The organism is Halomonas sp. H5 (assembly GCF_050613175.1).
Taxonomy (GTDB): Bacteria; Pseudomonadota; Gammaproteobacteria; order Pseudomonadales; family Halomonadaceae; genus Bisbaumannia; species Bisbaumannia salifodinae.
This window is the reverse complement of record NZ_CP192510.1, coordinates 1,610,010-1,634,648: the sequence shown is the minus strand read 5'-3', so window position 1 is coordinate 1,634,648 and position 24,639 is coordinate 1,610,010. Positions and strand designations below refer to the sequence as shown.

The following is a 24,639-nucleotide window of genomic DNA, read 5'->3' as shown; positions in this document are numbered from 1 at the left end:
GGTTATATGGTCAAGCCTCACGGGCCATTAGTATCGGTTAGCTCAACGCCTCGCAGCGCTTCCACACCCGACCTATCAACCAGCTAGTCTTGCTGGACCCTTTAGGAGGCGCAAGGCCTCAGGGAAGTCTCATCTTGAAGGGGGCTTCCCGCTTAGATGCTTTCAGCGGTTATCCTGTCCGCACATAGCTACCCGGCAATGCCACTGGCGTGACAACCGGAACACCAGAGGTGCGTCCACTCCGGTCCTCTCGTACTAGGAGCAGCTCTTCTCAAACTTCCGACGCCCACGGCAGATAGGGACCGAACTGTCTCACGACGTTCTAAACCCAGCTCGCGTACCACTTTAAATGGCGAACAGCCATACCCTTGGGACCGACTTCAGCCCCAGGATGTGATGAGCCGACATCGAGGTGCCAAACACCGCCGTCGATGTGAACTCTTGGGCGGTATCAGCCTGTTATCCCCGGAGTACCTTTTATCCGTTGAGCGATGGCCCTTCCATACAGAACCACCGGATCACTAGAACCTACTTTCGTACCTGCTCGACGTGTCTGTCTCGCAGTCAAGCACCCTTATGCTCTTGCACTCAATGCACGATTTCCGACCGTGCTGAGGGTACCTTCGTGCTCCTCCGTTACTCTTTGGGAGGAGACCGCCCCAGTCAAACTACCCACCACACACTGTCCTCGCCCCGGATGACGGGGCTGAGTTAGAACGCCAATGATGCCAGGCTGGTATTTCAAGGTTGGCTCCACCCGAACTGGCGTCCGGGTTTCCAAGCCTCCCAGCTATCCTACACAAGCAACATCAGCGTCCAGTGTGAAGCTATAGTAAAGGTTCACGGGGTCTTTCCGTCTAGCCGCGGGTACACAGCATCTTCACTGCGATTTCAATTTCACTGAGTCTCGGGTGGAGACAGTGTGGCCATCATTACGCCATTCGTGCAGGTCGGAACTTACCCGACAAGGAATTTCGCTACCTTAGGACCGTTATAGTTACGGCCGCCGTTTACCGGGGCTTCGATCAGGAGCTTCGGCCGGAGCCTAACACCATCAATTAACCTTCCGGCACCGGGCAGGCGTCACACCCTATACGTCCGCTTGCGCGTTTGCAGAGTGCTGTGTTTTTAATAAACAGTTGCAGCCACCTGGTATCTTCGACCGGTTCGTGCTTCCACCGTGGGGTGTTCACACTACGCCGGCGTGCCTTCTCCCGAAGTTACGGCACCATTTTGCCTAGTTCCTTCACCCGAGTTCTCTCAAGCGCCTTGGTATTCTCTACCTGACCACCTGTGTCGGTTTGGGGTACGGTCTCACAGAATCTGAAGCTTAGAGGCTTTTCCTGGAAGCGTGGCATCAATGACTTCCAGACCGTAGTCTGTTCGTCTCGTCTCTCGGCCTTGAGATCCCGGATTTGCCTAAGATCTCGGCCTACTGACTTTCACCAGGACAACCAACGCCTGGCTCACCTAGCCTTCTTCGTCCCCCCATCGCAATTCTGTGAGGTACGGGAATATTGACCCGTTTCCCATCGACTACGCCTTTCGGCCTCGCCTTAGGGGCCGACTCACTCTGCTCCGATTAGCGTCGAACAGAAACCCTTGGTCTTCCGGCGGGGGAGTTTTTCACTCCCCTTATCGTTACTCATGTCAGCATTCGCACTCGTGATACCTCCAGCGGGCTTCTCAACCCACCTTCATCGGCTTACACGACGCTCCTCTACCGCTCGTCATTCGACGAACCCGTAGCTTCGGCACCTGGTTTGAGCCCCGTTACATCTTCCGCGCAGGCCGACTCGACTAGTGAGCTATTACGCTTTCTTTAAAGGATGGCTGCTTCTAAGCCAACCTCCTAGCTGTCTAAGCCTTCCCACATCGTTTCCCACTTAACCAGGATTTTGGGGCCTTAGCTGACGGTCTGGGTTGTTTCCCTTTTCACGACGGACGTTAGCACCCGCCGTGTGTCTCCCACGCTGCACTCACCGGTATTCGGAGTTTGCCTCGGGTTGGTAAGCCGGGATGGCCCCCTAGCCGAAACAGTGCTCTACCCCCGGCGGTGATACGTGAGGCGCTACCTAAATAGCTTTCGAGGAGAACCAGCTATCTCCGGGCTTGATTAGCCTTTCACTCCGATCCACAAGTCATCCAAATCTTTTTCAACAGATCCTGGTTCGGTCCTCCAGTTGATGTTACTCAACCTTCAACCTGCTCATGGATAGATCGCCCGGTTTCGGGTCTATATCCAGCGACTGGTCGCCCAGTTAAGACTCGGTTTCCCTACGCCTCCCCTATACGGTTAAGCTCGCCACTGAATATAAGTCGCTGACCCATTATACAAAAGGTACGCGGTCACAGAACGAGTCTGCTCCCACTGCTTGTACGCATACGGTTTCAGGATCTATTTCACTCCCCTCTCCGGGGTTCTTTTCGCCTTTCCCTCACGGTACTGGTTCACTATCGGTCAGCCAGGAGTATTTAGCCTTGGAGGATGGTCCCCCCGTCTTCAGTCAAGGTTTCTCGTGCCCCGACCTACTCGATTTCACTGGATCAGGTTTTCGGCTACGGGACTATCACCCCCTATGGTCGAGCTTCCCAGCTCGTTCGCCTAACCAGTCACCAGCTTAAGGGCTGGTCCCCGTTCGCTCGCCGCTACTTGGGGAATCTCGGTTGATTTCTTTTCCTCGGGGTACTTAGATGTTTCAGTTCCCCCGGTTCGCCTCCTGCACCTATGGATTCAGTGCAGGATACTCATCTTATGATGAGTGGGTTTCCCCATTCGGAAATGTCCGGGTCACAGGTTGTTTGCCACCTCACCGAACCTTATCGCAGGCTACAACGTCCTTCATCGCCTCTGGCTGCCAAGGCATCCACCGTATGCGCTTAATCGCTTGACCATATAACCCGAAGGGGTCTGGTCGCGATTGGTACGATAATTGCCGGATACGCTTGAGACGTATCTTCAATTTGTCAGCATGATTCATATTTTTAAAGAGCACTTGCTCTGAAACAATCAGGCAATTCATGTGAGCACTTGCCGGCAGGCGGCAGTCGTCGTTTAAGGAGGTGATCCAGCCGCAGGTTCCCCTACGGCTACCTTGTTACGACTTCACCCCAGTCATGAACCACACCGTGGTGATCGCTCCCCCGAAGGTTAAGCTAACCACTTCTGGTGCAGTCCACTCCCATGGTGTGACGGGCGGTGTGTACAAGGCCCGGGAACGTATTCACCGTGACATTCTGATTCACGATTACTAGCGATTCCGACTTCACGGAGTCGAGTTGCAGACTCCGATCCGGACTGAGACCGGCTTTATGGGATTAGCTCCACCTCGCGGTATTGCAACCCTTTGTACCGACCATTGTAGCACGTGTGTAGCCCTACCCGTAAGGGCCATGATGACTTGACGTCGTCCCCACCTTCCTCCGGTTTGTCACCGGCAGTCTCCCTAGAGTTCCCGACCGAATCGCTGGCAAATAGGGACAAGGGTTGCGCTCGTTACGGGACTTAACCCAACATTTCACAACACGAGCTGACGACAGCCATGCAGCACCTGTCTGTGCGTTCCCGAAGGCACCAATCCATCTCTGGAAAGTTCGCACGATGTCAAGGGTAGGTAAGGTTCTTCGCGTTGCATCGAATTAAACCACATGCTCCACCGCTTGTGCGGGCCCCCGTCAATTCATTTGAGTTTTAACCTTGCGGCCGTACTCCCCAGGCGGTCGACTTATCGCGTTAACTGCGCCACAAAGTTCTCAAGGAACCCAACGGCTAGTCGACATCGTTTACGGCGTGGACTACCAGGGTATCTAATCCTGTTTGCTACCCACGCTTTCGCACCTCAGTGTCAGTGTCAGTCCAGAAGGCCGCCTTCGCCACTGGTATTCCTCCCGATCTCTACGCATTTCACCGCTACACCGGGAATTCTACCTTCCTCTCCTGCACTCTAGCCTGACAGTTCCGGATGCCGTTCCCAGGTTGAGCCCGGGGCTTTCACAACCGGCTTATCAAGCCACCTACGCGCGCTTTACGCCCAGTAATTCCGATTAACGCTCGCACCCTCCGTATTACCGCGGCTGCTGGCACGGAGTTAGCCGGTGCTTCTTCTGCGAGTGATGTCCTTCCTGAAGGGTATTAGCCCTCAGGCCTTCTTCCTCGCTGAAAGTGCTTTACAACCCGAAGGCCTTCTTCACACACGCGGCATGGCTGGATCAGGGTTTCCCCCATTGTCCAATATTCCCCACTGCTGCCTCCCGTAGGAGTCTGGGCCGTGTCTCAGTCCCAGTGTGGCTGATCATCCTCTCAGACCAGCTACGGATCGTCGCCTTGGTGAGCCGTTACCTCACCAACTAGCTAATCCGACATAGGCTCATCCGATAGCGCAAGGTCCGAAGATCCCCTGCTTTCTCCCGTAGGACGTATGCGGTATTAGCGTGAGTTTCCCCACGTTATCCCCCACTATCGGGCAGATTCCTATGCATTACTCACCCGTCCGCCGCTCGACGCCTGGAAGCAAGCTTCCATCGTTTCCGCTCGACTTGCATGTGTTAGGCCTGCCGCCAGCGTTCAATCTGAGCCATGATCAAACTCTTCAGTTTAAAATCATTGTGGTTCTTACTTGTCACCCGAAGGTAACAAAAGCGAACCAAACTTGGCTCAAGGTTCAAACGTTCTCAAAAAGACCCGAAGGTCTTTGACGAGTCGCTTGCCTTGATGATTTGGTGACTTCTCACCGCCTCACCGACAAGCGCCCACATGAATTACCTGATCGATTGTTAAAGAGCGGCTCCGGGCTCTCTAAAGAGCGGAGCGTCTCGCTTTGGTCGCTGTTGCGACGCCGCTGCGAGGAAGCGACATTCTACCGATTCGGCCGCTGCTGTCAAGCCCTGCTCGGCGACCCTGAGGCGTGCTGCGAGGCAGCGACCCGTGGTCATCCGAGCCGGCGACGGGCCGGTCGGTGTGGCGATGCATTCTACCGCATCCGGCCGCTCTGTCAATCGCGATTTTCGCGAGAGGGATTCGAAAACCCCAACAGAAACAAGCACTTTTGCCACTCATTGCCGCTGGCCACGATGTCCGTCGCCGGCAGCGGATGCGTACTTTACGGATTTCCCCGGGGCCCTGCAAGCCCCTATCCATAAAAATATAGAACAGGCTGGCGATATCGACCATGACGCACATCAAGATCCGTCATTAGATCATCCAGAGATCCATGAAATGGGGGACCGACATGGCCTCCAGTTGCTCCTGATCTCGACACAGGGCCATCAATTGCTCGCAGCGTCGGGGTGGAAAGCGCGTGGCCAGATGGTGCCGGAACTTGGCCTCCAGGGCCGGTACGCCTTCGGCTCGTCGCCTGCGGTGCCCGATGGGATATTCCACGGCCACCGGCTGGGTGGCGGAGCCATCGGCGAAGAACACCTGGACGGCATTGGCGATGGAGCGCTTGTCGGGATCCAGGTAGTCGCGGCTATAGCGAGGCTCCTCCACCACTTCCATCCGCTCGCGCAGCTCATCGATCAGCGGGTGGGCGGCATGGAAGGCATCCTCGTAATGCTCGGCACTGAGCTCGCCGAAAATCAGGGGGACCGCCACCATATACTGCAGGCAGTGATCCCGATCGGCGGGGTTGGCCAGCGCCCCGGACTTGGAGATGATGCGAATCGCCGACTCCTGGGTGGTGATGACGATGCGTTCGATCTCCTCGAAGCGACCCTTCACCTGGGGATGCAGGGCCACCGCCGCCTCGCAGGCGGTCTGGGCATGGAACTCCGCCGGGAAGCTGAGCTTGAAGAGGACCCGCTCCATCACATAGCTGCCGAACTCCCGGGGAAGGGAAAAGCGACGCGCGTCTTCGGGCTTGAGGGCCTGATCCCGGTTGGTCTTGCTGAACAGCACGTCGTAGAAGCCCCACTGGGGCGCGCTAAGCGCCCCCGGAATGCCCATCTCGCCGCGCCGGGCGATATCCGCCAGGCGCACGCCCCGCGAAGCGGCGTCTCCCGCCGCCCAGCTCTTGCGGGACCCGGCGTTGGGCGCATGCCGGTAGGTGCGCAGGCTCTGGCCATCCACCCAGGCGTGGGAGAGCGCCGCGAGCATCTGCTCGCGATCGGCCCCCATCAGCCTGGCGGCCACCGCCGTGGAGGCCACCTTGACCAGTACGACGTGGTCGAGGCCGACCCGGTTGAAGGCATTCTCCAGCGCCAGCACGCCCTGGACCTCGTGGGCGCGGATCATGGCATCGAGGACATCACGCATGACCAGCGGTGCCTCGCCCCGGACCAGTCGCCGCTGGGAGAGGTGATCCGCCACCGCCAGGATGGCCCCCAGGTTATCGGAGGGGTGCCCCCACTCCGCCGCCAACCAGGTGTCGTTGTAATCGAGCCAGCGCACCAGGCAGCCGATATCCCAGGCCGCCTTGACCGGGTCGAGACGCAGGCTGGTCCCCGGCACTCGCGCCCCCTGGGGCACCAGGGTGCCTTCCACCAGTGGCCCCAGGTGCTTGGTGCACTCCGGGAAACGCAGCGCCAGCAAGGCACACCCCAGGCTATCCATCAGGCACAGCCGCGCGGTCTCCCAGGCCGCCTCGCTGTCGATACGGTAATCCAGCACATAGTCGGCGATGCGCTGCAGCTCCGGGTCATAGTCCGGGCGTCGATTGGCCTCCACGGTGGTCGTCATGCTGCCCTCCTGGAATCCACGGGTTTGCCCTCACTATAGGAAACGCCCCGGCCATCGGCCGGGGCGTGAGGGAGGCACTGGCGAGGAGCGAGAAGGGTTAGAGGGTGTCCGCGGGCACGCGTACCCAGCCTTCCATCAGCACTCGGGCGCTGCGGCTCATCACCGCCTGATCGATGACCCAGCGCCCGTCTTCGAGGCTCGCCTCGGCCCCCACCCGCAGGGTACCGGAGGGGTGGCCGAAGGTGACGGCGTTGCGCTGGCCGCCGCCGGCGGCGCGGTTGACCAGGGTGCCCTCGATGGCCGCCGCCGAGGCGATGGCCACCGCCGCGGTACCCATCATGGCGTGGTGCAGCTTGCCCATGGAGAGCGCCCGCACCAGCAGGTCGATCTCCTCGGCCTTCACCGCCTTGCCGCTGGAGGCGGTGTAGCTCGCCGGGGGCGCCACGAAGGCCACCTTGGGGGTGTGCTGGCGATTGGCCGCCTCACTGAGGTCGGCGATCAGGCCCATCTTCAGGGCCCCATGGGCGCGGATCGTCTCGAAGCGCTCGAGCGCCTCGGCATCGCCATTGATCGCCTCCTGCAACTCGGTACCGGCATAACCGATATCGGCGGCATTGATAAAGATGGTCGGGATACCGGCATTGATCAGCGTCGCCTTGAGGACGCCCCCCTCCACCACCTCGGCCGGCACCTCCAGGTCGTCGACCAGGTTACCGGTAGGGAAGATGGCGCCCTCCCCGTCGGCCGGGTCCTTGAAGGCCACCGGCACCTCGGCGGCGGGAAAGGTCACGCCGTCCAGCGCGAAGTCGCCGCTCTCCTGCACCCGACCGTTGGTGATCGGCACCTGGCAGACGATGGTCTTGCCGATATTGGCCTGCCAGATGCGCACCTCCGCCACGCCGTTATCGGGAATACGTGCCGGGTCCACCAGGCCGTTGGCCACGGCGAAGGGGCCCACGGCGGCGGAGAGGTTGCCGCAGTTGCCGCTCCAGTCGACGAAGGCCTTGTCGATGGCCACCTGACCGAAGAGGTAGTCCACGTCGTGGTCGGGGCGCTCGCTTTTGGAGAGGATCACCGTCTTGCTGGTACTGGACGTCGCGCCACCCATGCCGTCGATCTGCTTCTGGTAGGGGTCGGGGCTGCCGATTACCCGCAGCAACAGGCGGTCGCGGGCCTCGCCGGGTACCCGGGCGGCTTCCGGCAGGTCATCGAGCCGGAAGAAGACGCCCTTGCTGGTCCCGCCGCGCAGATAGGTGGCGGGAATGCGGAGCTGTGCACCATGAGTCTGGGCTGCCTGGCTCATGCGCTCACCCCCTCACTCTCCACCCCTTCCAGGAAGTCCTTGGCGAAGCGCTGCAGCACGCCGCCGGCGGAGTAGACGGTGACCTCTTCCGCGGTATCCAGGCGGCAGATCACCGGCACCCGGTCGACCTCACCGGTCTTGCGATGGATCACCAGCTCGAGCCTGGCGCGGGGCGCAGGCGTCCCCTCCACGTCATAGGTCTCGGTACCGTCGAGCCGTAGGGTATGGCGGGTGGTGCCCTCCTCGAACTGCAGCGGCATCACGCCCATGCCGATCAGGTTGGTGCGGTGGATGCGCTCGAAGCCTTCGGCGACGATCGCCTCGACCCCGGCCAGGGCCACGCCCTTGGCCGCCCAGTCCCGGGACGAGCCCTGGCCGTAGTCGGCGCCGGCGATGACGATCAGCGGCTGCTTGCGGTTCATGTAGGTCTCGATCGCCTCCCACATGCGCATCACCTCGCCTTCCGGCTCGATGCGCGCCAGCGACCCCTGGATCACCTCGCCGGCCTCGTCGCGGACCATCTCGTTGAACAGCTTGGGGTTGGCCAGGGTCGCCCGCTGGGCGGTGAGGTGATCGCCCCGGTGGGTGGCATAGGAGTTGAAGTCCTCCTCCGGCAGGCCCATCTGGTGCAGGTACTCCCCCGCCGCGCTGTCCCTCATGATGGCATTCGACGGCGACAGGTGGTCGGTGGTGATGTTGTCCGGGAGGATCGCCAGGGGCCGCATGCCCTTGAGCCCGCGCACCGCCGCCATGGTGCCTTCCCAGTAGGGCGGACGACGGATATAGGTGCTCTGCGGACGCCAGTCATAGAGCGGGCTCTCGGCCGCGTCCACCGCCCCCAGGTCGAACATCGGGATATAGACCCGCTGGAACTGCTCCGGCTTGACGAACTCATTGACGATGGCGTCGATCTCCTCGTCGGAGGGCCAGAGCTCCTTGAGGGTCACCGGGTTGCCGTCGGGGTCATGGCCCAGCACGTCCTGCTCGATATCGAAGCGCACGGTGCCGGCGATGGCATAGGCCACCACCAGCGGCGGTGAGGCCAGGAAGGCCTGCTTGGCGTAGGGATGGATGCGGCCATCGAAGTTACGGTTACCGGAGAGCACCGCGGTGGCGTAGAGGTCGCGGTCGATGATCTCCTGCTGGATCGCCGGATCGAGCGCCCCGGACATGCCGTTACAGGTGGTGCAGGCGTAGGCGACGATACCGAAGCCGAGCTTCTCCAGCTCGGGCAGCAGGCCCGCTTCTTCCAGGTAGAGACGCGCGACCTTCGACCCCGGAGCGAAGGAGGATTTCACCCAGGGCTTGCGGGTGAGGCCCAATTCGTTGGCCTTCTTGGCCAACAGGCCCGCGGCCACCACGTTGCGTGGGTTGGAGGTGTTGGTGCAGCTGGTGATGGCGGCGATGATTACCGCGCCATCGGGCATCCTGCCCTCCCGCTCCTCGGCCAGCGCGCGGTCCAGGTCCACGGCGATACCGCGCTCGACCAGGGCGCTGGTGGGCAGGCGGCGATGGGGGTTGGAGGGGCCGGCCAGGTTGCGCTCGACGCTGGACAGATCGAAGGTCAGCACCCGCTCGTACTGGGCCTCGCTCAGGCTGTCGGCCCACAGGCCGGCCTGTTTGGCGTAGGTCTCGACCAGCGCGACCTGCTCCGGCTCGCGGCCGGTGAGCGTCAGGTAGTCGAGGGTCTGGTCATCGATATAGAACATCGCCGCGGAGGCGCCATACTCCGGGGTCATATTGGAGATGGTGGCGCGGTCGCCGATGGTCAGGCTCCGGGCCCCCTCGCCGAAGAACTCCAGGTAGGCCCCGACCACCCGCTCCTGGCGCAGGAACTCGGTGATCGCCAGGACGATATCGGTGGCGGTGATGCCCGGTTGACGCTGGCCGGTCAGTTCCACGCCGACGATATCCGGCAGGCGCATCATGGAGGGACGGCCCAGCATCACGGTCTCGGCCTCGAGGCCGCCGACGCCGATGGCGATCACCCCCAGGCAATCGATATGCGGGGTGTGGCTATCGGTACCCACGCAGGTGTCCGGGTAGGCCACGCGCTTGCCAGTCTCATCGGGGCGCGCCTGCACCACCGGCGACATCTTCTCCAGGTTGATCTGGTGCATGATGCCGTTGCCGGCGGGAATCACGTCGACGTTCTCGAAGGCGGTCTTGGTCCACTCGATAAAGTGGAAGCGATCCTCGTTGCGGCGATCCTCGATGGCGCGGTTCTTGTCGAAGGCGTCCGGCTCGAAGCCGGCGTGCTCCACGGCGAGCGAGTGGTCGACGATCAGCTGGGTCGGCACCACCGGGTTGACCTTGGCCGGGTCGCCGCCCTGCTCGGCGATGGCGTCGCGCAGGCCGGCCAGATCGACCAGCGCCGTCTGGCCGAGGATGTCATGGCACACCACCCGCGCCGGATACCAGGGGAAGTCCAGGTCGCGGCGGCGCTCGATCAACTGCTTGAGGGACTCGGTGAGTTCCTCGGGGGCGCAGCGACGCACCAGCTGTTCGGCCAGCACCCGGGACGTGTAGGGAAGGGTGTCATAGGCGCCGGGGCGAATCGCCTCGACGGCGGCGCGCGCGTCGAAGTAGTCCAGCTCGGTGCCGGGAAGCGGCTTGCGGTATTCGGTATTCATGGTCAGGCATCCTGGGGCGTCAGAAGCGTAGGGCGGCAGGGGACGGCGGGAGGGAGAGGTGGCCCGGGTGGCACCGATACGCTCGGCATCACACCCGGGCCCGACGCTGAATCAGTCGCGCTCCTCCAGCGGCACCCACTCGCTCTTCTCGGGCCCGACGTAGTCGGCGCTGGGACGAATGATGCGGTTGTTGGCGCGCTGCTCGAAGACATGGGCGCACCAGCCGGTGACCCGCGAGCAGACGAAGATCGGCGTGAACAGCTTGGTGGGGATGTCCATGAAGTGGTAGGCGCTGGCGTGGAAGAAGTCGGCATTGCAGAACAGCTTCTTCTCGCGCCACATCACCGCCTCGACCCGCTCGGAGACCGGGTAGAGCACGCTGTCGCCCACGTCATCGGCGAGCTTTTTCGACCACTGCTTGATGATGGCGTTGCGCGGGTCGGACTCGCGATAGATGGCGTGCCCGAAGCCCATGATCTTCTCCTTTCGCTCGAGCATGCCGAGGATCTCGCGCTCGGCCTCGTCGGGCGAGGTCCAGTGCTCGATCATCGCCATGGCCGCCTCGTTGGCGCCGCCATGCAGCGGGCCGCGCAGCGAGCCGATGGCCCCGGTGACGCAGGAGTGCAAGTCGGAGAGGGTCGAGGCACAGACCCGGGCGGTAAAGGTCGAGGCGTTGAACTCGTGCTCGGCGTAGAGGATCAGCGAGACGTTCATCACCCGGGCGTGGAGCTCCGAGGGCGCCTCGTCGCGCAGCAGGTGCAGGAAGTGCGCACCCACCGAGTCGTCGTCGGTCTCGGTGTCGATGCGCACGCCGTCATGGCTGAAGCGGTACCAGTAGCAGATGATCGAGGGCAGCACCGCCAGCAGGCGGTCGGAGACGTCCTGCTGCTGATCGAAGCTCTCCTCGGTCTCCAGGTTGCCGAGCATGGAGGCGCCGGTGCGCATCACGTCCATGGGGTGGGCGCTGGCCGGGATCTGTTCCAGCACGGCCTTGAGTGCCGGCGGCAGGCCGCGCAGCCCCTTGAGCTTGGCGAGATAGGCGTCGAGCTCGGCCCGGTTGGGCAGCTTGCCCTTGAGCAGCAGGTAGGCGACCTCCTCGAACTTGGCCTTCTCGGCCAGCTCGTGGATATCGTAGCCGCGATAGGTGAGGCCGGCGCCGCTCTGGCCGACCGTACAGAGCGCGGTGGAACCGGCGCTCTGGCCACGCAGGCCGGTGCTGACGGGTTGATCTGTCATCGTCTCTCTCCTTAACTGGCGTGTGGCATGTTCTTGTGATGGCCGGACGCCTCAGGCGTCACCGCCCTTCTCGGCGAAGAGGGCGTCCAGCTTCTGTTCGAAGGCGTGGTAGTTGAGGAAGTCGTAGAGCTCGTCGCGGGTCTGCATCAACTCCACCACCTCGCGCTGGTGGCCGGTATCGAGGATGCTCTGGTAGACCTTCAGCGCCGCGGCGTTCATGGCGCGGAAGGCGGACAGCGGGTAGAGCACCATCCGGCAGCCCACCTCGGCCAGTTCCTGCTGGCTGAACAGCGGCGTGGCGCCGAACTCGGTGATATTGGCGAGTATTGGCGCGTCGACCCGCTCGCAGAAGGCCCGGTAGTCGTCCAGGGTGTGCACCGCCTCGGCGAAGATGGCGTCGGCGCCCGCCTCGATGCAGGCCTGGGAGCGCTCGATGGCGGCGTCCAGGCCGTCCTTCTGGAAGGCGTCGGTGCGGGCGATCAGGTAAAAGTCCGGGTCGAGGCGCGCATCGGCGGCGGCCTTGACCCGGTCGACCATCTCGGCCTGAGAGACGATGGCCTTGTTGGGGCGGTGACCGCAGCGCTTCTGGGCCACCTGATCCTCCAGGTGCACGGCGGCCACGCCGGCACGCTGCATCTCCTTGACGGTGCGGGCGATATTGAAGGCGCCGCCCCAGCCGGTATCGATATCCACCAGCAGCGGCAGCTCGGTGGCGCCGCAGATACGGTGGGCGTCCTCCACCACGTCGTTCATGGTGGTCATGCCCAGGTCCGGCAGGCCGAAGGAGGCATTGGCCACCCCGCCCCCGGAGAGGTAGATGGCCTGGTGACCGACCCGCTCGGCCATCATGGCGGTGTAGGCATTGATGGTGCCGACGATGGGCAGCGGGCGGTTGGCCTCGAGGGCGGCACGGAAACGGGCGCCGGGGGTCGGTCGAGTCATGCTGGGTTCTCCTGGGTTATCGGGCCGCCGGCTCAGAGGCCTCGGCCTCCTCGGCCAGGGTGGCGGCATAGCGTTCGGCGACATTGGCCCGCGAGGCGCTGACGTGGCGGCGCATCAACAGCTCGGCGAGCTCCGCATCCCCGGCCTCGATGGCATCGACGATACGGTGGTGCTCGACGAAGGCGCGCTGGGGGCGCGACCCGCTGGCACTGAACTGGGTGCGATACAGACGCACCAGGTAATAGAGGTCATCGCACAGCAGCGTCATCAACATCTTGTTATGGCTGCCCAGGACGATCCGATAGTGAAAGTCGAGATCCCCTTCCCGCTGGTAGTAGGCCTCGCCCCGCTTCAGGTCGCCCTGACGCTCGTGCACCGCCAGCACCTCGCGCAGGCCGGCGATCTCCTCGGCGGTCATATGCTCGGCGGCGAGCCGGGCGGCCATGCTCTCCAGGGCCTCGCGCACATCGAACAGCTCGAGCAGCTCCTTCATGGAGAGCTTGACCACCCGGGCCCCCACATGGGGCACCCGCTCGATCAGCCGGTGGACTTCCAGGCGGCGCATGGCCTCGCGCAGCGGACCACGGGAGATGCCGTAGGTCTTGGAGAGGCCCGGCTCGGTGATCTTGCTGCCCGGCGCCAGCTCACCGCGGACGATGGCCTCCTGGAGCTGCTGGAAGACCCGTTCGGCGAGGGTGCGAACCTCGGGGGCGGTGCTTTCGGGTATCGGAGTCGTCATGATTAATTGTCGACAATCAAGAGGTGAAAGAACTGTAGCCAGCGATTCCCCGGCGGTCAACCACGGGAACCCGGTGAAGTTATACACCTTTTGTTGTAGACACGCAGCGGCGGATTGTCACGAGTGTCGACAATTCACTGTCCCAACCCCGTCCCCAGCGGTCCCGTTGAGGCTGCGTCCCCTAGGGCAGCGCAGGGGAGTGCGACAAACGCATGACAGGTCCCTAGAATGGGGCGCTTGTTGAGGAAAAGCGCCGCGCATGAGACCACGACTGCAACTCCATTCCCTGCCCTACCGGCCCGATCCACTGGGCTACTTCGCCGCCCTGCGACGCCGCCCCGGCGCCGTGCTGCTGGACAGTGGCCGCCCCGCCGCCCCCGGTGGGCGCTACGACATTCTCTCCAGCGACCCCCTGGCCACCCTGACGGTGGCCCCCGGCGGCAAGCTGCAGTGCGACGCCGACCTGGCGCTGCCCGATTCGCCCTTCGCCGCCCAGCAGGCGCTGCTGGCGCACCTGGATGTCGAGGCCCCGGAGAGCGACCTGCCCTTCCTGGGCGGGCTGATCGGCTACTGGAGCTATGACCTGGGGCGTTGCCTGGAGCGCCAGGGCGAGGCGGCCCGGGACGCGGTGAGCCTGCCCTGGAGCCGGGTGGGTCTCTATGACTGGGCGCTGATCCTCGACCACGAGGCCGAGACCTGCACCCTGGTGGCCAGCGCGGCGCGCCGCGCCCAGGTGCTCGGCTGGCTGGCGGCCCCGGCCCCGGAATCCGCGCCCTTCCGTATCAGCGCCCCCTTCGAGGCCGAGCTGGATCGTGACGGCTATGGCGAGCGCTTCCGCGCCGTCCAGGAGTACATCCACGCCGGCGACTGCTACCAGATCAACCTGGCCCAGCGCTTCAGCGCCCCCTACGAGGGCGACCTCTGGGGTGCCTACCGGCGTCTGCGCCAGGCCACCCCGACGCCCTTCTCCGGCTATCTGGCCTGGGACGGCGCGGAAGGCCCCCAGGGCGTGCTGTCGCTGTCGCCGGAGCGCTTTATCCAGGCCGAGCATGGCCGGGTGGAGACCCGCCCCATCAAGGGCACCCGCCCGCGGGGCGACAATGCCGAGGCGGACGCCGCCCTGGCCGAGGACCTCCAGCAGAGCGACAAGGATCGTGCCGAGAACGTGATGATCGTCGACCTGCTGCGCAACGACCTGGGCCGGGTATGCCGCCCGGGGAGCGTACGGGTGCCCCAGCTCTGCGGCCTGGAGAGCTATGCCAATGTGCATCACCTGGTCAGCGTGGTGACCGGCGAGCTGGCCGAAGGCGCCTCGCCCCTGGACCTGCTGGCCGCCGCCTTCCCCGGCGGCTCCATCACCGGCGCCCCCAAGGTACGCGCCATGCAGATCATCGACGAGCTGGAACCCAGCCGCCGCAGCCTCTACTGCGGCAGCCTCGGCTATGTGGACCAACGCGGCCATATGGACACCTCCATCGCCATTCGCACGGCGGTGGCAGACCGGGACCGGCTGCACCTGTGGGGCGGCGGCGGCCTGGTGGCCGACTCCGACGAGGAAGCGGAGTATCGGGAGACCCTGGACAAGATCCGGCATCTGATGCAAGCCCTCGAGGCCTGAATACCGAATGGCGGCGGAGGCACCCAGCAAAGTGGTTATAAGAATGTGTCTCAACAAGCCATTTAGGGCATAAGCAACGAACCAATCAATATTGGGTCTCGCCCGGAGGGGTTTGCTAGGGTACGGCCATCGCCCACAACGGAGGCCGGGATGTCATCCTTCAATCCCTCCCAGTTCGTCCTGGAGCATGACCAGGACACCCCCAAGGAAATTCTCAAGGCCGCCTATGCGGCCTTCGGTGAGCTGACGATCTCCTTCTCCGGCGCCGAGGACGTGGTGCTGATCGACCTGGCCCTCAAGGTGGCCCCCAAGGAGAAGGTCAAGGTCTTCTCCCTGGACACCGGGCGCCTGCACGCCGAGACCTACGCCTTTATCGAGCGGGTCCGCGAGCACTACGGTATCGAGATCGACGTGCGCTTCCCCGATGCCGAGGCGATCCAGGCCCTGGTCCAGGAGAAGGGCCTGTTCAGCTTCTACCGCGACGGCCACCAGGAGTGCTGCGGCATCCGCAAGGTGGCGCCGCTGCGCGCCCGTCTCAAGGGCCTGCCCATCTGGGTCACCGGCCAGCGCCGCGACCAGAGCCCGGGCACCCGCAACAGCGTGCAGATCGCCGAGTGGGACAGCGCCTTCGGCAGCGACGAGGCGCCGCTGGCCAAGTTCAACCCCCTGGCGCACTGGAGCAGCGAGGAGGTGTGGACCTATATCCGCATGTTCGACGTGCCCTACAACCCGCTCCACGAGCGTGGCTTCGTCAGCATCGGCTGCGAGCCCTGCACCCGCCCCACCCTGCCCCATCAGCACGAGCGGGAAGGCCGCTGGTGGTGGGAAGACCAGGGCGGCAAGGAGTGCGGCCTGCATAGCGGCAACCTTAGCCGCTGAACCAGCCCCCCGAAACGCCGAAGGCGCCGCGATTGCGGCGCCTTCGGCGTTTCGGGGAGAGGCTAGCGGAGAAGAGGCCAGGCCTAGCGCATGGGCAGCTCGATCCCCTCGAACAGCACCTGCTCATGGCGCGGCCCGGCGGCCAGGGCGGCATCCACCAGGTCACGCTCGAGGTGCTCGGCGAAGCCCTGCACGAAGTCGTACATATAGCCGCGCATAAAGGTGCCGCGACGAATGCCGATCTTGGTGGTCGAACTCTCGAACAGATGGCCCGCCTCCAGGGCCACCAGGTCGCTGTCGGCCTCCGGGTCCACCGCCATATGGGCGACGATCCCCACCCCCAGGCCCAGGCGCACATAGGTCTTGATCACGTCGGCATCCGCGGCGGTCAGCACCACGTTGGGGGTCAGCCCCTCGGCGCGGAAGGCATCGTCGAGCTGGGAGCGGCCGGTGAAGCCGAACACATAGGTCACCAGGGGGTGTTCGGCCAGGCGCTCCAGGGTCAGCTCGCCCTGGGCCAGGGGATGGTCCTGGGGCACCAGCACGCAGCGGTTCCAGCGGTAGCAGGGCAACAGCACCAGGTCGTTGAACAGTTCCAGGGACTCGGTACAGATGGCGAAGTCCGCCTGCCCCTCGCTGACCATCTGGGCGATCTGCTTGGGGGTGCCCTGCTGCATATGCAGGGCCACCTCGGGGTACTTGCGGGTGAAGTCGCGGATCACCGGCGGCAGCGCATAGCGGGCCTGAGTATGGGTGGTGGCGATGGCCAGGTTGCCACGCCGCTCGTCGCTGTGCTCCTGGGCCACCTGCTTGATGTTGTCGGTGGTGCGCAGCACCTGGCCGGCCAGCTCGATGATCGCCTCGCCCGCCGGAGTCACCCGGGTCAGGTGCTTGCCGCTACGGGCGAAGATCTCCACCCCCAGCTCGTCCTCCAGCAGGCGAATCTGCTTGGAGATGCCGGGCTGCGAGGTGAAGAGGCTCTGGGCCGTGGCCGACACATTGAGGTTGTGGCGATTGACTTCCCAGATATAGCGCAGCTGTTGTAGCTTCATGCGAGATTCCCACTCCTGGTGACTCCTCGGCCGCGACGCTCGTAATACGCAATGGAAATAACGGCCTAGCCTGGTGATTACTTTATAGCATATAAATAGGCCCGCGTGATCCCTTGCCGATCCGCGAAAATAGTAGCTGGCTATCGACTCCTTCGGTCGCTTATATTTGCCAGCGGTCGGGTCGGCGGATACCATCGTGCGACTATGCTGGTACAAGCCCGCTCGACACAGCGCCAAGCAACTGGAGATTCACATGGCTAACAACATCGATGTCACCAACGCCAACTTTGAGCAGGAGGTCCTCAAGGCCGACAAGCCGGTTCTGCTCAAGTTCTGGGCGCCCTGGTGCGGGCCCTGCAAGATGATGGCCCCGGTGGTTGATGAAGTCGCCGAAGAGCGCACCGACAACCTCAAGGTCGTCAGCGTCAATGTCGACGACGCCCCCGAAATCGCCGCGGAACACGGCGTGCGCGGTGTCCCCACCGTGATGCTGTTCAAGTCTGGAGCCAAGGTCGCCTCCCTGGTGGGCGCCCAGTCCAAGTCCCAGCTTGCGCAGTTTATCGAGCAGAACGCTTAAGGCCGCTATCCCCGATAGCCCCTTCAAGCACCACGCCCCGGCTCCGGCCGGGGCGTTGTCGTTTCTAGTCCTCCTGTTCATGACGCGCCGGTGGCGTCCCCGGCCCCAGCAGCCGCGCGATCCAGCGGGTGTCCGGGTGACTCTCCAGGGCGATCTTCAGGGTCATGGTCAGCAGCACCGAGAGCAACAACCCCACGGTGCCGAGGATCCAGCCCCACACCACCAGCGACAGGAAGGTCACGAAGGTGGAGAGCCCCAGGGCCCGGCCCATCACCCGCGGCTCCACCAGGTTGCCCATCACCACATTGATCACCAGGTAACCGCCGGTCAGCAATAGCGCCGCGAACAGCCCCCCATCGCTCTGCAACAGCAGCAACAGCACCGGGGGAATCGCCGCCAGCACCGAGCCGATATTGGGGATGAAGTTGAGCCCGAAGGCCAGGGCCCCCCACAGCAGCGGAAAGCCCACCCCCATCAGCAGGCACAGCAGCCAGGCCAGTACCCCGGTGATCAGGCTGATCAGGGTCTTTACCGCCAGGTAGCGCTTGAGGGTCAGGCTGAACTCGCCGATGCGTCGCAGGCTGGGTGCCGGGTTGCGCAGCGCCTGGGAAAACTTGTCGCGCACATTGAGCGCCTCGAAGAGCATAAAGACCACCAGCAACGCCACCACCAGGCTCTGCATCAGCAGGTTGCCCAGCTCGCCCAGGAAACCAGGCAGCAGGTGGGTGGCCTGGGCGGGGTCGAGCCACTGGCTCATCTGCTCGGGGCGAATCGAGATGCCCCGTTCCGCCACCCAGGTGAGCAGCTGCAGATAGGCACCACGGAACTGCTGCTCCAGTTCCGGCAGGGCCGCCACGAAGGTACTCAGGCTGCTGACCAGCAGCAGCCCCAGCAACCCCAGGAAGGCACCGATCACCCCCAGTACCAGGAAGGCCGCCAGGCGCAGGCTCACCCCATAGCGATTCAGCCACTGCACCGGCGCCGTACACACCACGGCGATAAACAGCGCCAGCAGCAGGGGTACCAGCAGGTCCGCCCCGGCCTTCATGCCGGCGATGATCACCACCAGGGCCGCCAGCCCCAGCACCAGGTTCAGGGGTAGCATCCCCGTGGGTTCATCCGTGTCGTGAGGCATCGGCGCTCCTTTCTCGTGGCAGGGCTATCAGGGTACGACGAGGGTAAATCGGTAAATGAGCAACTACCATGCAAGCATGGCACGGGCGGGAACGCCTGACGCCTTTCAGGCTCGAAGCCATACCGCACAGTCGGTTACCCCTATCCTAGCGCGCATGGAGGCCTTTGATGACCCGTCGCACCCTCACTACCCCCTGGATTGGCCTCGGCCTGCTGGTCGGCGCCCTGCTCGCCACCCCGGCCCTGGCCCAGGACAGTCCCGACCGTCAACTGAATGTGCAGGCCCAGGCGACCCTCGAGGTGGTACCCGACAAGGCCACCCTGAGCGCCCGCCTCTGGGAGCGCACCCCGCTGCTCGCGGTGGACGCCACCCCGGATCCCGCGGCCCTGGGCGAGGCCCGCGCCCGGCTGGAGGAACGCACCGGCGAGCTGATCCGCACCCTGGAGGCCGCCGGCCTGGATGGTGAAATGATCAATGCCGGCTCCCTACAGGTGCGCCCCGATCAGGTCCATTCCCAGCACGACGGCGAGCGGGAGGTGCGGGTCCGTACCCAGCTCGAGCGCCCCATCCAGCTTAGCCTGAGCGACCTGGAGCAGGTACCGACAATCCTCGACGCCTTGACCGAGGCCGGCGTGGACGCCCTGGACGGCATCCAGTACGACCTGGTGGACCGCGATGCCGCCACCGACCGCGCCCTGGCCCAAGCCCTGGAGCGCGCCCGCCACAAGGCCGAGCTGATGGCCGAGACCCTGGGCGTGGAGCTCGGCGGCGTGCTGCGGGTGCAGGAGACCCAGGCACCGGTCTTTATGCCGCGCATGATGAGCGCCCGCGCCGATATGGCCGAGAGCGGCGGTGCCCCCGCCGAGTATCGCCCCGGGCGCATCGCCATCGATGCCGGCGTCGATGTCAGTTGGGAGATCGAACCGTAAGCTGGAAGCCGAATAGCAGCCAAACAGGAATCGCCCCCATGGCAAGGCCATGGGGGCGATGTTTCTTCCAGCTTAAGGCTTCCAGCTCCGGGCGAAGCCCGGTTTAGCCGTTAATCACCTCGACCCCGCCCATATAGCCGCGCAGGGCCTCGGGCACGGTGATGGAGCCATCGGCGTTCTGGTAGTTCTCCAGCACCGCCAGCAGGCAGCGACCCACCGCCAGGCCGGAGCCATTCAGGGTATGCAACAGCTGCGGCTTCTTCTGCTCCGGGTGACGGAAGCGGGCCTGCATGCGCCGGGCCTGGAAGTCCTCGCAGTTGGAGATCGAGGAGATCTCCCGGTAGGTATCCTGGCTGGGCAGCCAGACCTCCAGGTCATAGGTCTTGGCGGCGCCGAAGCCCATATCGCCGGTACACAGGGTCACCACCCGGTAGGGCAGCTCGAGCGCCTGGAGGATCGCCTCGGCGTGGCCGCGCATCTCCTCCAGCACCTCGTAGCTGGTCTCCGGCGCCACCAGCTGCACCATCTCGACCTTGTCGAACTGGTGCTGGCGGATCATGCCGCGGGTATCACGGCCGTGGGAGCCCGCCTCGCTGCGGAAGCAGGGGGTATGGGCGGTGAGCTTCAGCGGCAGCGCCTTGAAGTCGAGGATCTCGTCCCGGGCGAAGTTGGTCAGCGGCACCTCGGCGGTGGGGATCAGGTGGTAGCTCCGCTCGTCGTCCAGGCGGAAGAGGTCCTCGCCGAACTTGGGCAGCTGGCCGGTGCCATACAGCGAGGCCTCGTTGACCATATAGGGCACATAGCACTCTTCGTAGCCATGTTCCTGGGTCTGCTTGTCGAGCATGAATTGCGTCAGGGCGCGGTGCAGGCGGGCGATGGGCCCGCGCATCACGGCGAAACGCGCGCCGGTCAGCTTGGCGGCCAGCTCGAAATCCAGGTAGCCTAGCTTGGCACCCAGGTCGACATGGTCCTTGACCTCGAAATCGAACTCCCGCGGCGTGCCCCAGCGGTGCAGCTCCACGTTGTCGTCCTCGTCGTCGCCCTGGGGCACGCTCTCATGGGGCAGGTTGGGAATGCCGCTGACCAGGGCGTCCCACTCCACCTGCGCCTCGGCCAGCCTGGCCTTGGCGGCGTCGAGGCGCTCGCCCAGGTCGGAGACCTCGGCCAGCAGCGGGGCGATATCCTCGCCCTGGGCCTTGGCCTTGCCGATGGACTTGGAGCGGGTATTGCGCTCGTTCTGCAGCCGCTCGGTCTCGGTCTGCAGCTCACGACGCCGGGACTCCAGCGCCTCGAGTCGCTCGGTATCGAGGGTAAAGCCCCGCTTGGCCAGTCGTTGGGCGACCTCGGTCAGGTCGCCACGCAGCAGTTTCGGATCGAGCATGGAATCCAGTCCGTCACGTTAGGGAATAAGCAGTCGAAATCAGCCGCCTATTGTAGGCAAAAGGCCGCCCCGGCACCACGCCCTAACCCCAGCACAGCCCCCGCCCGGCGCCCTGCCCCATTTCGCAGGCCATCCGACCCCGCCACGGCCTGGCGCGGCGGGTGCGCCGGGTGTCGCTCTCGGGTAAAGTAGGGAAACGATTCCAAACCGCCCGGCCTGCTCCCCAGGCGACGCGCGGCGACCTACGGCCTGATGACGACCCCATGATCGCGAGACTGGATACCGAGCGCCTCGACGCTCACTACCTGCGTTTCCTCGAGGCCCTCAAGGCCTCCGGCTTCGAGGGCGAGATCGCCCCGGACTTCGCCAACCGCACGGTGCTGGCCACCGACAACTCCATCTACCAGCGCCTGCCCCAGGCGGTGATCTACCCCAGGGGCGCGGCGGACCTGGAGCGGATCGCCCGCCTGGCCGGCGAGGCGGCCCACCGCCAGGTGGTGCTCACCCCCCGCGGCGGCGGCACCGGCACCAATGGCCAGTCGCTCACCGACGGCCTGGTGGTGGATGTCTCCAAGCATATGAACCGGATCCTCGAGATCGACGTGGAGAACCGCCGAGTGAGGGTCCAGGCCGGAGTGGTCAAGGATCAGCTCAACGCCGCCCTCAAGCCTCATGGCCTGTTCTTCGCCCCGGAACTCTCCACCTCCAACCGGGCGACCATCGGCGGCATGATCTCCACCGACGCCAGTGGCCAGGGCAGCTGCGAGTACGGCAAGACCCGCGACCATGTGCTGGAGCTCGACAGCATACTGCTGGGCGGCGAGCGCCTGCACGCTCGCCCCATCGACGAGGCGGAACTTACGACCCTGTGCGAGCGGGACGACGCCACCGGCCGCGCCTACCGCACCGCCCGGGAGATCATCGACACCCAGGGAGAGCTGATTCAGGCCAAGTTCCCGCCGCTCAACCGCTGCCTGACCGGCTATGACCTGGCCCACCTGCGCGAGGCCGATGGCCGGCTCAACCTCAATAGCCTGCTGTGCGGCTCCGAGGGGTCGCTGGGCTTTCTCAACGAGGCGGTGCTCAATGTGCTGCCGATCCCCAAGCACTCGACCCTGGTCAATGTGCGCTACGCCGGTTTCATGGACGCCCTGCGCGACGCCAAAGCGCTGATGGCTAGTTCCGCCAGGCCCACCTCCATCGAGACGGTGGACGACAAGGTGCTGACGCTGGCCATGGAGGACTTCGTCTGGGATAGCGTGGCGGAGTTCTTCCCCGGCGGCGGCGAGACGGCGCCCGAGCCCGAGACGGATGCCGAGGTGGCGGTGTCGACACGCCCCGCGGCCACCGCCGCCCCGGCCATTCGCGGCATCAACCTGGTGGAGTTCAACGACGACGACCCGGCGCGCCTGGCCGAACGGGTCGCGGCCTTCTGTCGTCACCTGGAGGCCGATGCCAGCGTCCAGCGCTTGGGCTACACCCTGGCCGAGGGCCGCGCCGCCATCCAGCGGGTCTATGGCATGCGCAAGCGCGCCGTGGGCCTGCTGGGCAATGCCAAGGTCGATGCCAAGGGCGAGAAGCGCCCCATCCCCTTCGTCGAGGACACCGCGGTACCGCCGGAGCACCTGGCCGACTTTATCAGTGAGTTCCGCGACGCCCTGGACGCCCGCGGCCTGGCCTACGGCATGTTCGGCCATGTGGACGCCGGGGTGCTCCACGTGCGCCCGGCCATCGATATGAAGGACCCGGCGCAGGAGCGGCTGATCCGCGAGGTCTCCGACGAGGTGGCCGAGCTGACCCACAAGTACGGCGGCCTGCTGTGGGGCGAGCACGGCAAGGGCGTACGCTCGGAGTACGCGCCGAAGTTCTTCGGCGAGCTCTACCCCAGCCTGCAGCGGGTCAAGGCCGCCTTCGACCCGCATAATCAGCTCAATCCCGGCAAGATCGCGACGCCGCTCTCCTCATCCCCCCCACCCGAAACCGTGGGGAGCCCGCCCGAAACCGCGGGCAAAGCGTCCGACACCATTGCCACCACCCCGGCGGAGCCAGTGAAGCTCGTCGATCCGGGCCTGCTGACGATCGACGGGGTGACCACCCGTGGCCAGCTCGACCGCCAGATCGACGAGCGGGTCTGGCAGGCCCATGACGCCGCCGTCTACTGCAACGGCAACGGCGCCTGCTACAACTACGACCCCAATGACGCCATGTGCCCCTCCTGGAAGGGCACCCGGGAGCGGGTCCACTCCCCCAAGGGCCGTGCCAGCCTGATGCGCGAGTGGCTGCGCCGCCAGGGCCAGGCCGGGGTCGACGTGGTCGGCGAGGCCGAGCAGGCCCGCCAGGGCGGCTGGCTGGGCGCCGTGGCGCGCCTGCCCAAGCGCACCCTCAACACCCTGCGCCGGCGCCAGGAAGACGACTTCTCCCATGAGGTCTATGACGCCATGGCCGGCTGTCTGGCGTGCAAGTCCTGCGCCGGCCAGTGCCCCATCAAGGTCAATGTGCCGCAGTTCCGTAGCCAGTTCCTCGAGCTCTACCACGGCCGCTACCTGCGCCCGCTGCGCGACTATTTGATCGGTGGCCTGGAGTTTATGGTGCCGACCCTGTCGCGCATCGCCCCGCTCTACAACGCCGCTTTGGGCAACCGTCTGGTGGATCGCCTGCTGGCCGGGCCCATCGGCATGGTGGATAGCCCGCGCCTGTCCCGGGCCAACCTCGGCAAGCAGTTGCGCGCCTGGGGCGTCGCCGAGGCCACGCCCACCTCACTCGGCCTGTTGACCGAGGCGCAGAAGGCACGCAGCGTGGTGATCGTTCAGGACGCCTTCACCAGCCACTTCGAGGCCAAACTGGTGATGGATATCGTCGAGCTGCTCTCGCGCCTCGATATCAAGGTGTTCGTGGCGCCCTTCGCCCCCAACGGCAAGCCACTCAACGTCCAGGGCTTTATGGGCGCCTTCGAGCGCACCGCCACCAAGCAGGCCAAGCGCCTGCGCACCCTGGCCGAGTTCGGCGTTCCCCTGGTGGGGATCGACCCGGCCATGACCCTCACCTACCGCCAGGAGTACGTGAAGTCGCTGGGCGAGGACGCCGTGCCCGAGGTGCTGATGCTCCAGGAGTGGCTGGTAGCCCGTGCCGCCAGCCTGGCGCCGCGCCAACAGCCCAACGCCGAGGCAGCGAAAGACCCCGGCTACAAGCTGCTCTCCCACTGCACCGAGGCCACCAATGCCCCGGGTAGCCCCAAGGCCTGGCAGCAGCTCTTCGCCGCCTTCGGCCTGGAACTGGAGCTGGTCAACACCGGCTGCTGCGGCATGTCCGGCACCTATGGCCACGAGGCTCGCAACCTCGAGACCTCCAAGACCATCTACGGCCTCTCCTGGCAGGGCCTGGTGGAAGACCCGGCCAACCAGGGTCGCCTGCTGGCCACCGGCTACTCCTGCCGCAGCCAGGTCAAGCGCCTCTCCGACCAGCGCCTGCCCCACCCGCTGCAGGGGCTGCTCACGGTGCTGAAACAGCAAGGCTGACGCAAAAAGATGCCCCCATCACCG

At 64.7% G+C, this 24,639-nt stretch carries 14 protein-coding genes and 2 rRNA genes; 5 read left to right on the top strand and 11 right to left on the bottom strand.

Annotated features, from left to right (window positions below):
* Positions 1 to 6: 6 nt before the first annotated feature.
* From ACQ1W9_RS07515 to ACQ1W9_RS07480, 8 genes are all read right to left on the bottom strand, one after another.
* Positions 7 to 2,894, bottom strand: a 23S ribosomal RNA gene (locus ACQ1W9_RS07515).
* Between the two features lie 162 nt (positions 2,895 to 3,056).
* Positions 3,057 to 4,596, bottom strand: a 16S ribosomal RNA gene (locus ACQ1W9_RS07510).
* The 16S and 23S rRNA genes sit together here, the layout of an rRNA operon.
* Before the next feature lie 595 nt (positions 4,597 to 5,191).
* Positions 5,192 to 6,676: a 2-methylcitrate dehydratase gene (prpD, locus tag ACQ1W9_RS07505; RefSeq protein ID WP_431026025.1), complete on the bottom strand. Its 1,485-nt coding sequence runs from the start codon at positions 6,674 to 6,676 to the stop codon at positions 5,192 to 5,194.
* Between the two features lie 97 nt (positions 6,677 to 6,773).
* On the bottom strand, positions 6,774 to 7,979 hold the full coding sequence (prpF, locus tag ACQ1W9_RS07500) for a 2-methylaconitate cis-trans isomerase PrpF (RefSeq protein WP_431026024.1): 1,206 nt from the start codon (positions 7,977 to 7,979) through the stop codon (positions 6,774 to 6,776).
* Positions 7,976 to 10,612, bottom strand: coding sequence for a Fe/S-dependent 2-methylisocitrate dehydratase AcnD (gene acnD, locus ACQ1W9_RS07495; RefSeq protein WP_431026023.1), 2,637 nt, complete (start codon positions 10,610 to 10,612; stop codon positions 7,976 to 7,978). The genes prpF and acnD overlap by 4 nt, the downstream gene beginning before the upstream one ends.
* Before the next feature lie 111 nt (positions 10,613 to 10,723).
* Positions 10,724 to 11,848, bottom strand: coding sequence for a bifunctional 2-methylcitrate synthase/citrate synthase (prpC, locus tag ACQ1W9_RS07490; RefSeq protein WP_431026022.1), 1,125 nt, complete (start codon positions 11,846 to 11,848; stop codon positions 10,724 to 10,726).
* Positions 11,849 to 11,899: 51 nt separating this feature from the next.
* Positions 11,900 to 12,790, bottom strand: coding sequence for a methylisocitrate lyase (gene prpB / locus ACQ1W9_RS07485; RefSeq protein ID WP_346061861.1), 891 nt, complete (start codon positions 12,788 to 12,790; stop codon positions 11,900 to 11,902).
* 16 nt (positions 12,791 to 12,806) lie between these two features.
* On the bottom strand, positions 12,807 to 13,529 hold the full coding sequence (locus ACQ1W9_RS07480; RefSeq protein WP_146804300.1) for a GntR family transcriptional regulator: 723 nt from the start codon (positions 13,527 to 13,529) through the stop codon (positions 12,807 to 12,809).
* Between the two features lie 259 nt (positions 13,530 to 13,788).
* Between ACQ1W9_RS07480 and pabB the strand changes: the two genes are divergently transcribed.
* Both pabB and ACQ1W9_RS07470 read left to right on the top strand, forming a co-directional pair.
* Entirely contained in the window at positions 13,789 to 15,147 is a 1,359-nt protein-coding gene (gene pabB, locus ACQ1W9_RS07475; RefSeq protein ID WP_431026021.1) for an aminodeoxychorismate synthase component I, read from the top strand.
* Positions 15,148 to 15,297: 150 nt separating this feature from the next.
* Complete coding sequence (locus tag ACQ1W9_RS07470) at positions 15,298 to 16,026, top strand: phosphoadenylyl-sulfate reductase (RefSeq protein WP_346061864.1); 729 nt, start codon at positions 15,298 to 15,300, stop codon at positions 16,024 to 16,026.
* Positions 16,027 to 16,109: 83 nt separating this feature from the next.
* Here ACQ1W9_RS07470 and cysB read toward each other — a convergent pair whose 3' ends face one another.
* Positions 16,110 to 17,078: an HTH-type transcriptional regulator CysB gene (gene cysB / locus ACQ1W9_RS07465; protein WP_431026020.1), complete on the bottom strand. Its 969-nt coding sequence runs from the start codon at positions 17,076 to 17,078 to the stop codon at positions 16,110 to 16,112.
* A 253-nt stretch (positions 17,079 to 17,331) separates the two neighbouring features.
* On the opposite strand from cysB, the gene trxA reads away from it, so the two are divergent.
* Positions 17,332 to 17,655: a thioredoxin gene (trxA, locus tag ACQ1W9_RS07460; RefSeq protein WP_195862188.1), complete on the top strand. Its 324-nt coding sequence runs from the start codon at positions 17,332 to 17,334 to the stop codon at positions 17,653 to 17,655.
* Positions 17,656 to 17,719: 64 nt separating this feature from the next.
* Here the strand turns inward: trxA and ACQ1W9_RS07455 are convergent, their stop codons facing one another.
* Positions 17,720 to 18,790 carry an AI-2E family transporter gene (locus tag ACQ1W9_RS07455; protein WP_431026019.1) on the bottom strand — a complete coding sequence of 357 codons (1,071 nt, stop codon included), beginning with the start codon at positions 18,788 to 18,790 and terminating at the stop codon, positions 17,720 to 17,722.
* A 167-nt stretch (positions 18,791 to 18,957) separates the two neighbouring features.
* Here ACQ1W9_RS07455 and ACQ1W9_RS07450 point away from each other — a divergent pair, with 167 nt between their 5' ends.
* Positions 18,958 to 19,719, top strand: a complete 762-nt coding sequence (locus ACQ1W9_RS07450) for an SIMPL domain-containing protein (RefSeq protein WP_431026018.1) — start codon at positions 18,958 to 18,960, stop codon at positions 19,717 to 19,719.
* Positions 19,720 to 19,822: 103 nt separating this feature from the next.
* On the opposite strand, the gene serS is transcribed toward ACQ1W9_RS07450, so the two are convergent.
* Entirely contained in the window at positions 19,823 to 21,100 is a 1,278-nt protein-coding gene (gene serS, locus ACQ1W9_RS07445) for a serine--tRNA ligase (protein WP_431026017.1), read from the bottom strand.
* Positions 21,101 to 21,363: 263 nt separating this feature from the next.
* Between serS and ACQ1W9_RS07440 the strand changes: the two genes are divergently transcribed.
* Positions 21,364 to 24,615, top strand: coding sequence for an FAD-binding and (Fe-S)-binding domain-containing protein (locus ACQ1W9_RS07440; RefSeq protein ID WP_431026016.1), 3,252 nt, complete (start codon positions 21,364 to 21,366; stop codon positions 24,613 to 24,615).
* Positions 24,616 to 24,639: the final 24 nt, after the last annotated feature.

Excerpts from the sequence above, each read along its gene's own strand:
- prpF (WP_431026024.1), bottom strand. The coding sequence starts at position 7,979 with ATGAGCCAGGCAGCCCAGACTCATGGTGCACAGCTCCGCATTCCCGCC.
- ACQ1W9_RS07470 (WP_346061864.1), top strand. The coding sequence starts at position 15,298 with ATGTCATCCTTCAATCCCTCCCAGTTCGTCCTGGAGCATGACCAGGAC.
- prpC (WP_431026022.1), bottom strand. The coding sequence starts at position 11,848 with ATGACAGATCAACCCGTCAGCACCGGCCTGCGTGGCCAGAGCGCCGGT.
- pabB (WP_431026021.1), top strand. The coding sequence starts at position 13,789 with ATGAGACCACGACTGCAACTCCATTCCCTGCCCTACCGGCCCGATCCA.
- prpB (WP_346061861.1), bottom strand. The coding sequence starts at position 12,790 with ATGACTCGACCGACCCCCGGCGCCCGTTTCCGTGCCGCCCTCGAGGCC.
- serS (WP_431026017.1), bottom strand. The coding sequence starts at position 21,100 with ATGCTCGATCCGAAACTGCTGCGTGGCGACCTGACCGAGGTCGCCCAA.
- ACQ1W9_RS07480 (WP_146804300.1), bottom strand. The coding sequence starts at position 13,529 with ATGACGACTCCGATACCCGAAAGCACCGCCCCCGAGGTTCGCACCCTC.
- cysB (WP_431026020.1), bottom strand. The coding sequence starts at position 17,078 with ATGAAGCTACAACAGCTGCGCTATATCTGGGAAGTCAATCGCCACAAC.
- ACQ1W9_RS07440 (WP_431026016.1), top strand. The coding sequence starts at position 21,364 with ATGATCGCGAGACTGGATACCGAGCGCCTCGACGCTCACTACCTGCGT.
- acnD (WP_431026023.1), bottom strand. The coding sequence starts at position 10,612 with ATGAATACCGAATACCGCAAGCCGCTTCCCGGCACCGAGCTGGACTAC.
- prpD (WP_431026025.1), bottom strand. The coding sequence starts at position 6,676 with ATGACGACCACCGTGGAGGCCAATCGACGCCCGGACTATGACCCGGAG.
- trxA (WP_195862188.1), top strand. The coding sequence starts at position 17,332 with ATGGCTAACAACATCGATGTCACCAACGCCAACTTTGAGCAGGAGGTC.
- ACQ1W9_RS07450 (WP_431026018.1), top strand. The coding sequence starts at position 18,958 with ATGACCCGTCGCACCCTCACTACCCCCTGGATTGGCCTCGGCCTGCTG.
- ACQ1W9_RS07455 (WP_431026019.1), bottom strand. The coding sequence starts at position 18,790 with ATGCCTCACGACACGGATGAACCCACGGGGATGCTACCCCTGAACCTG.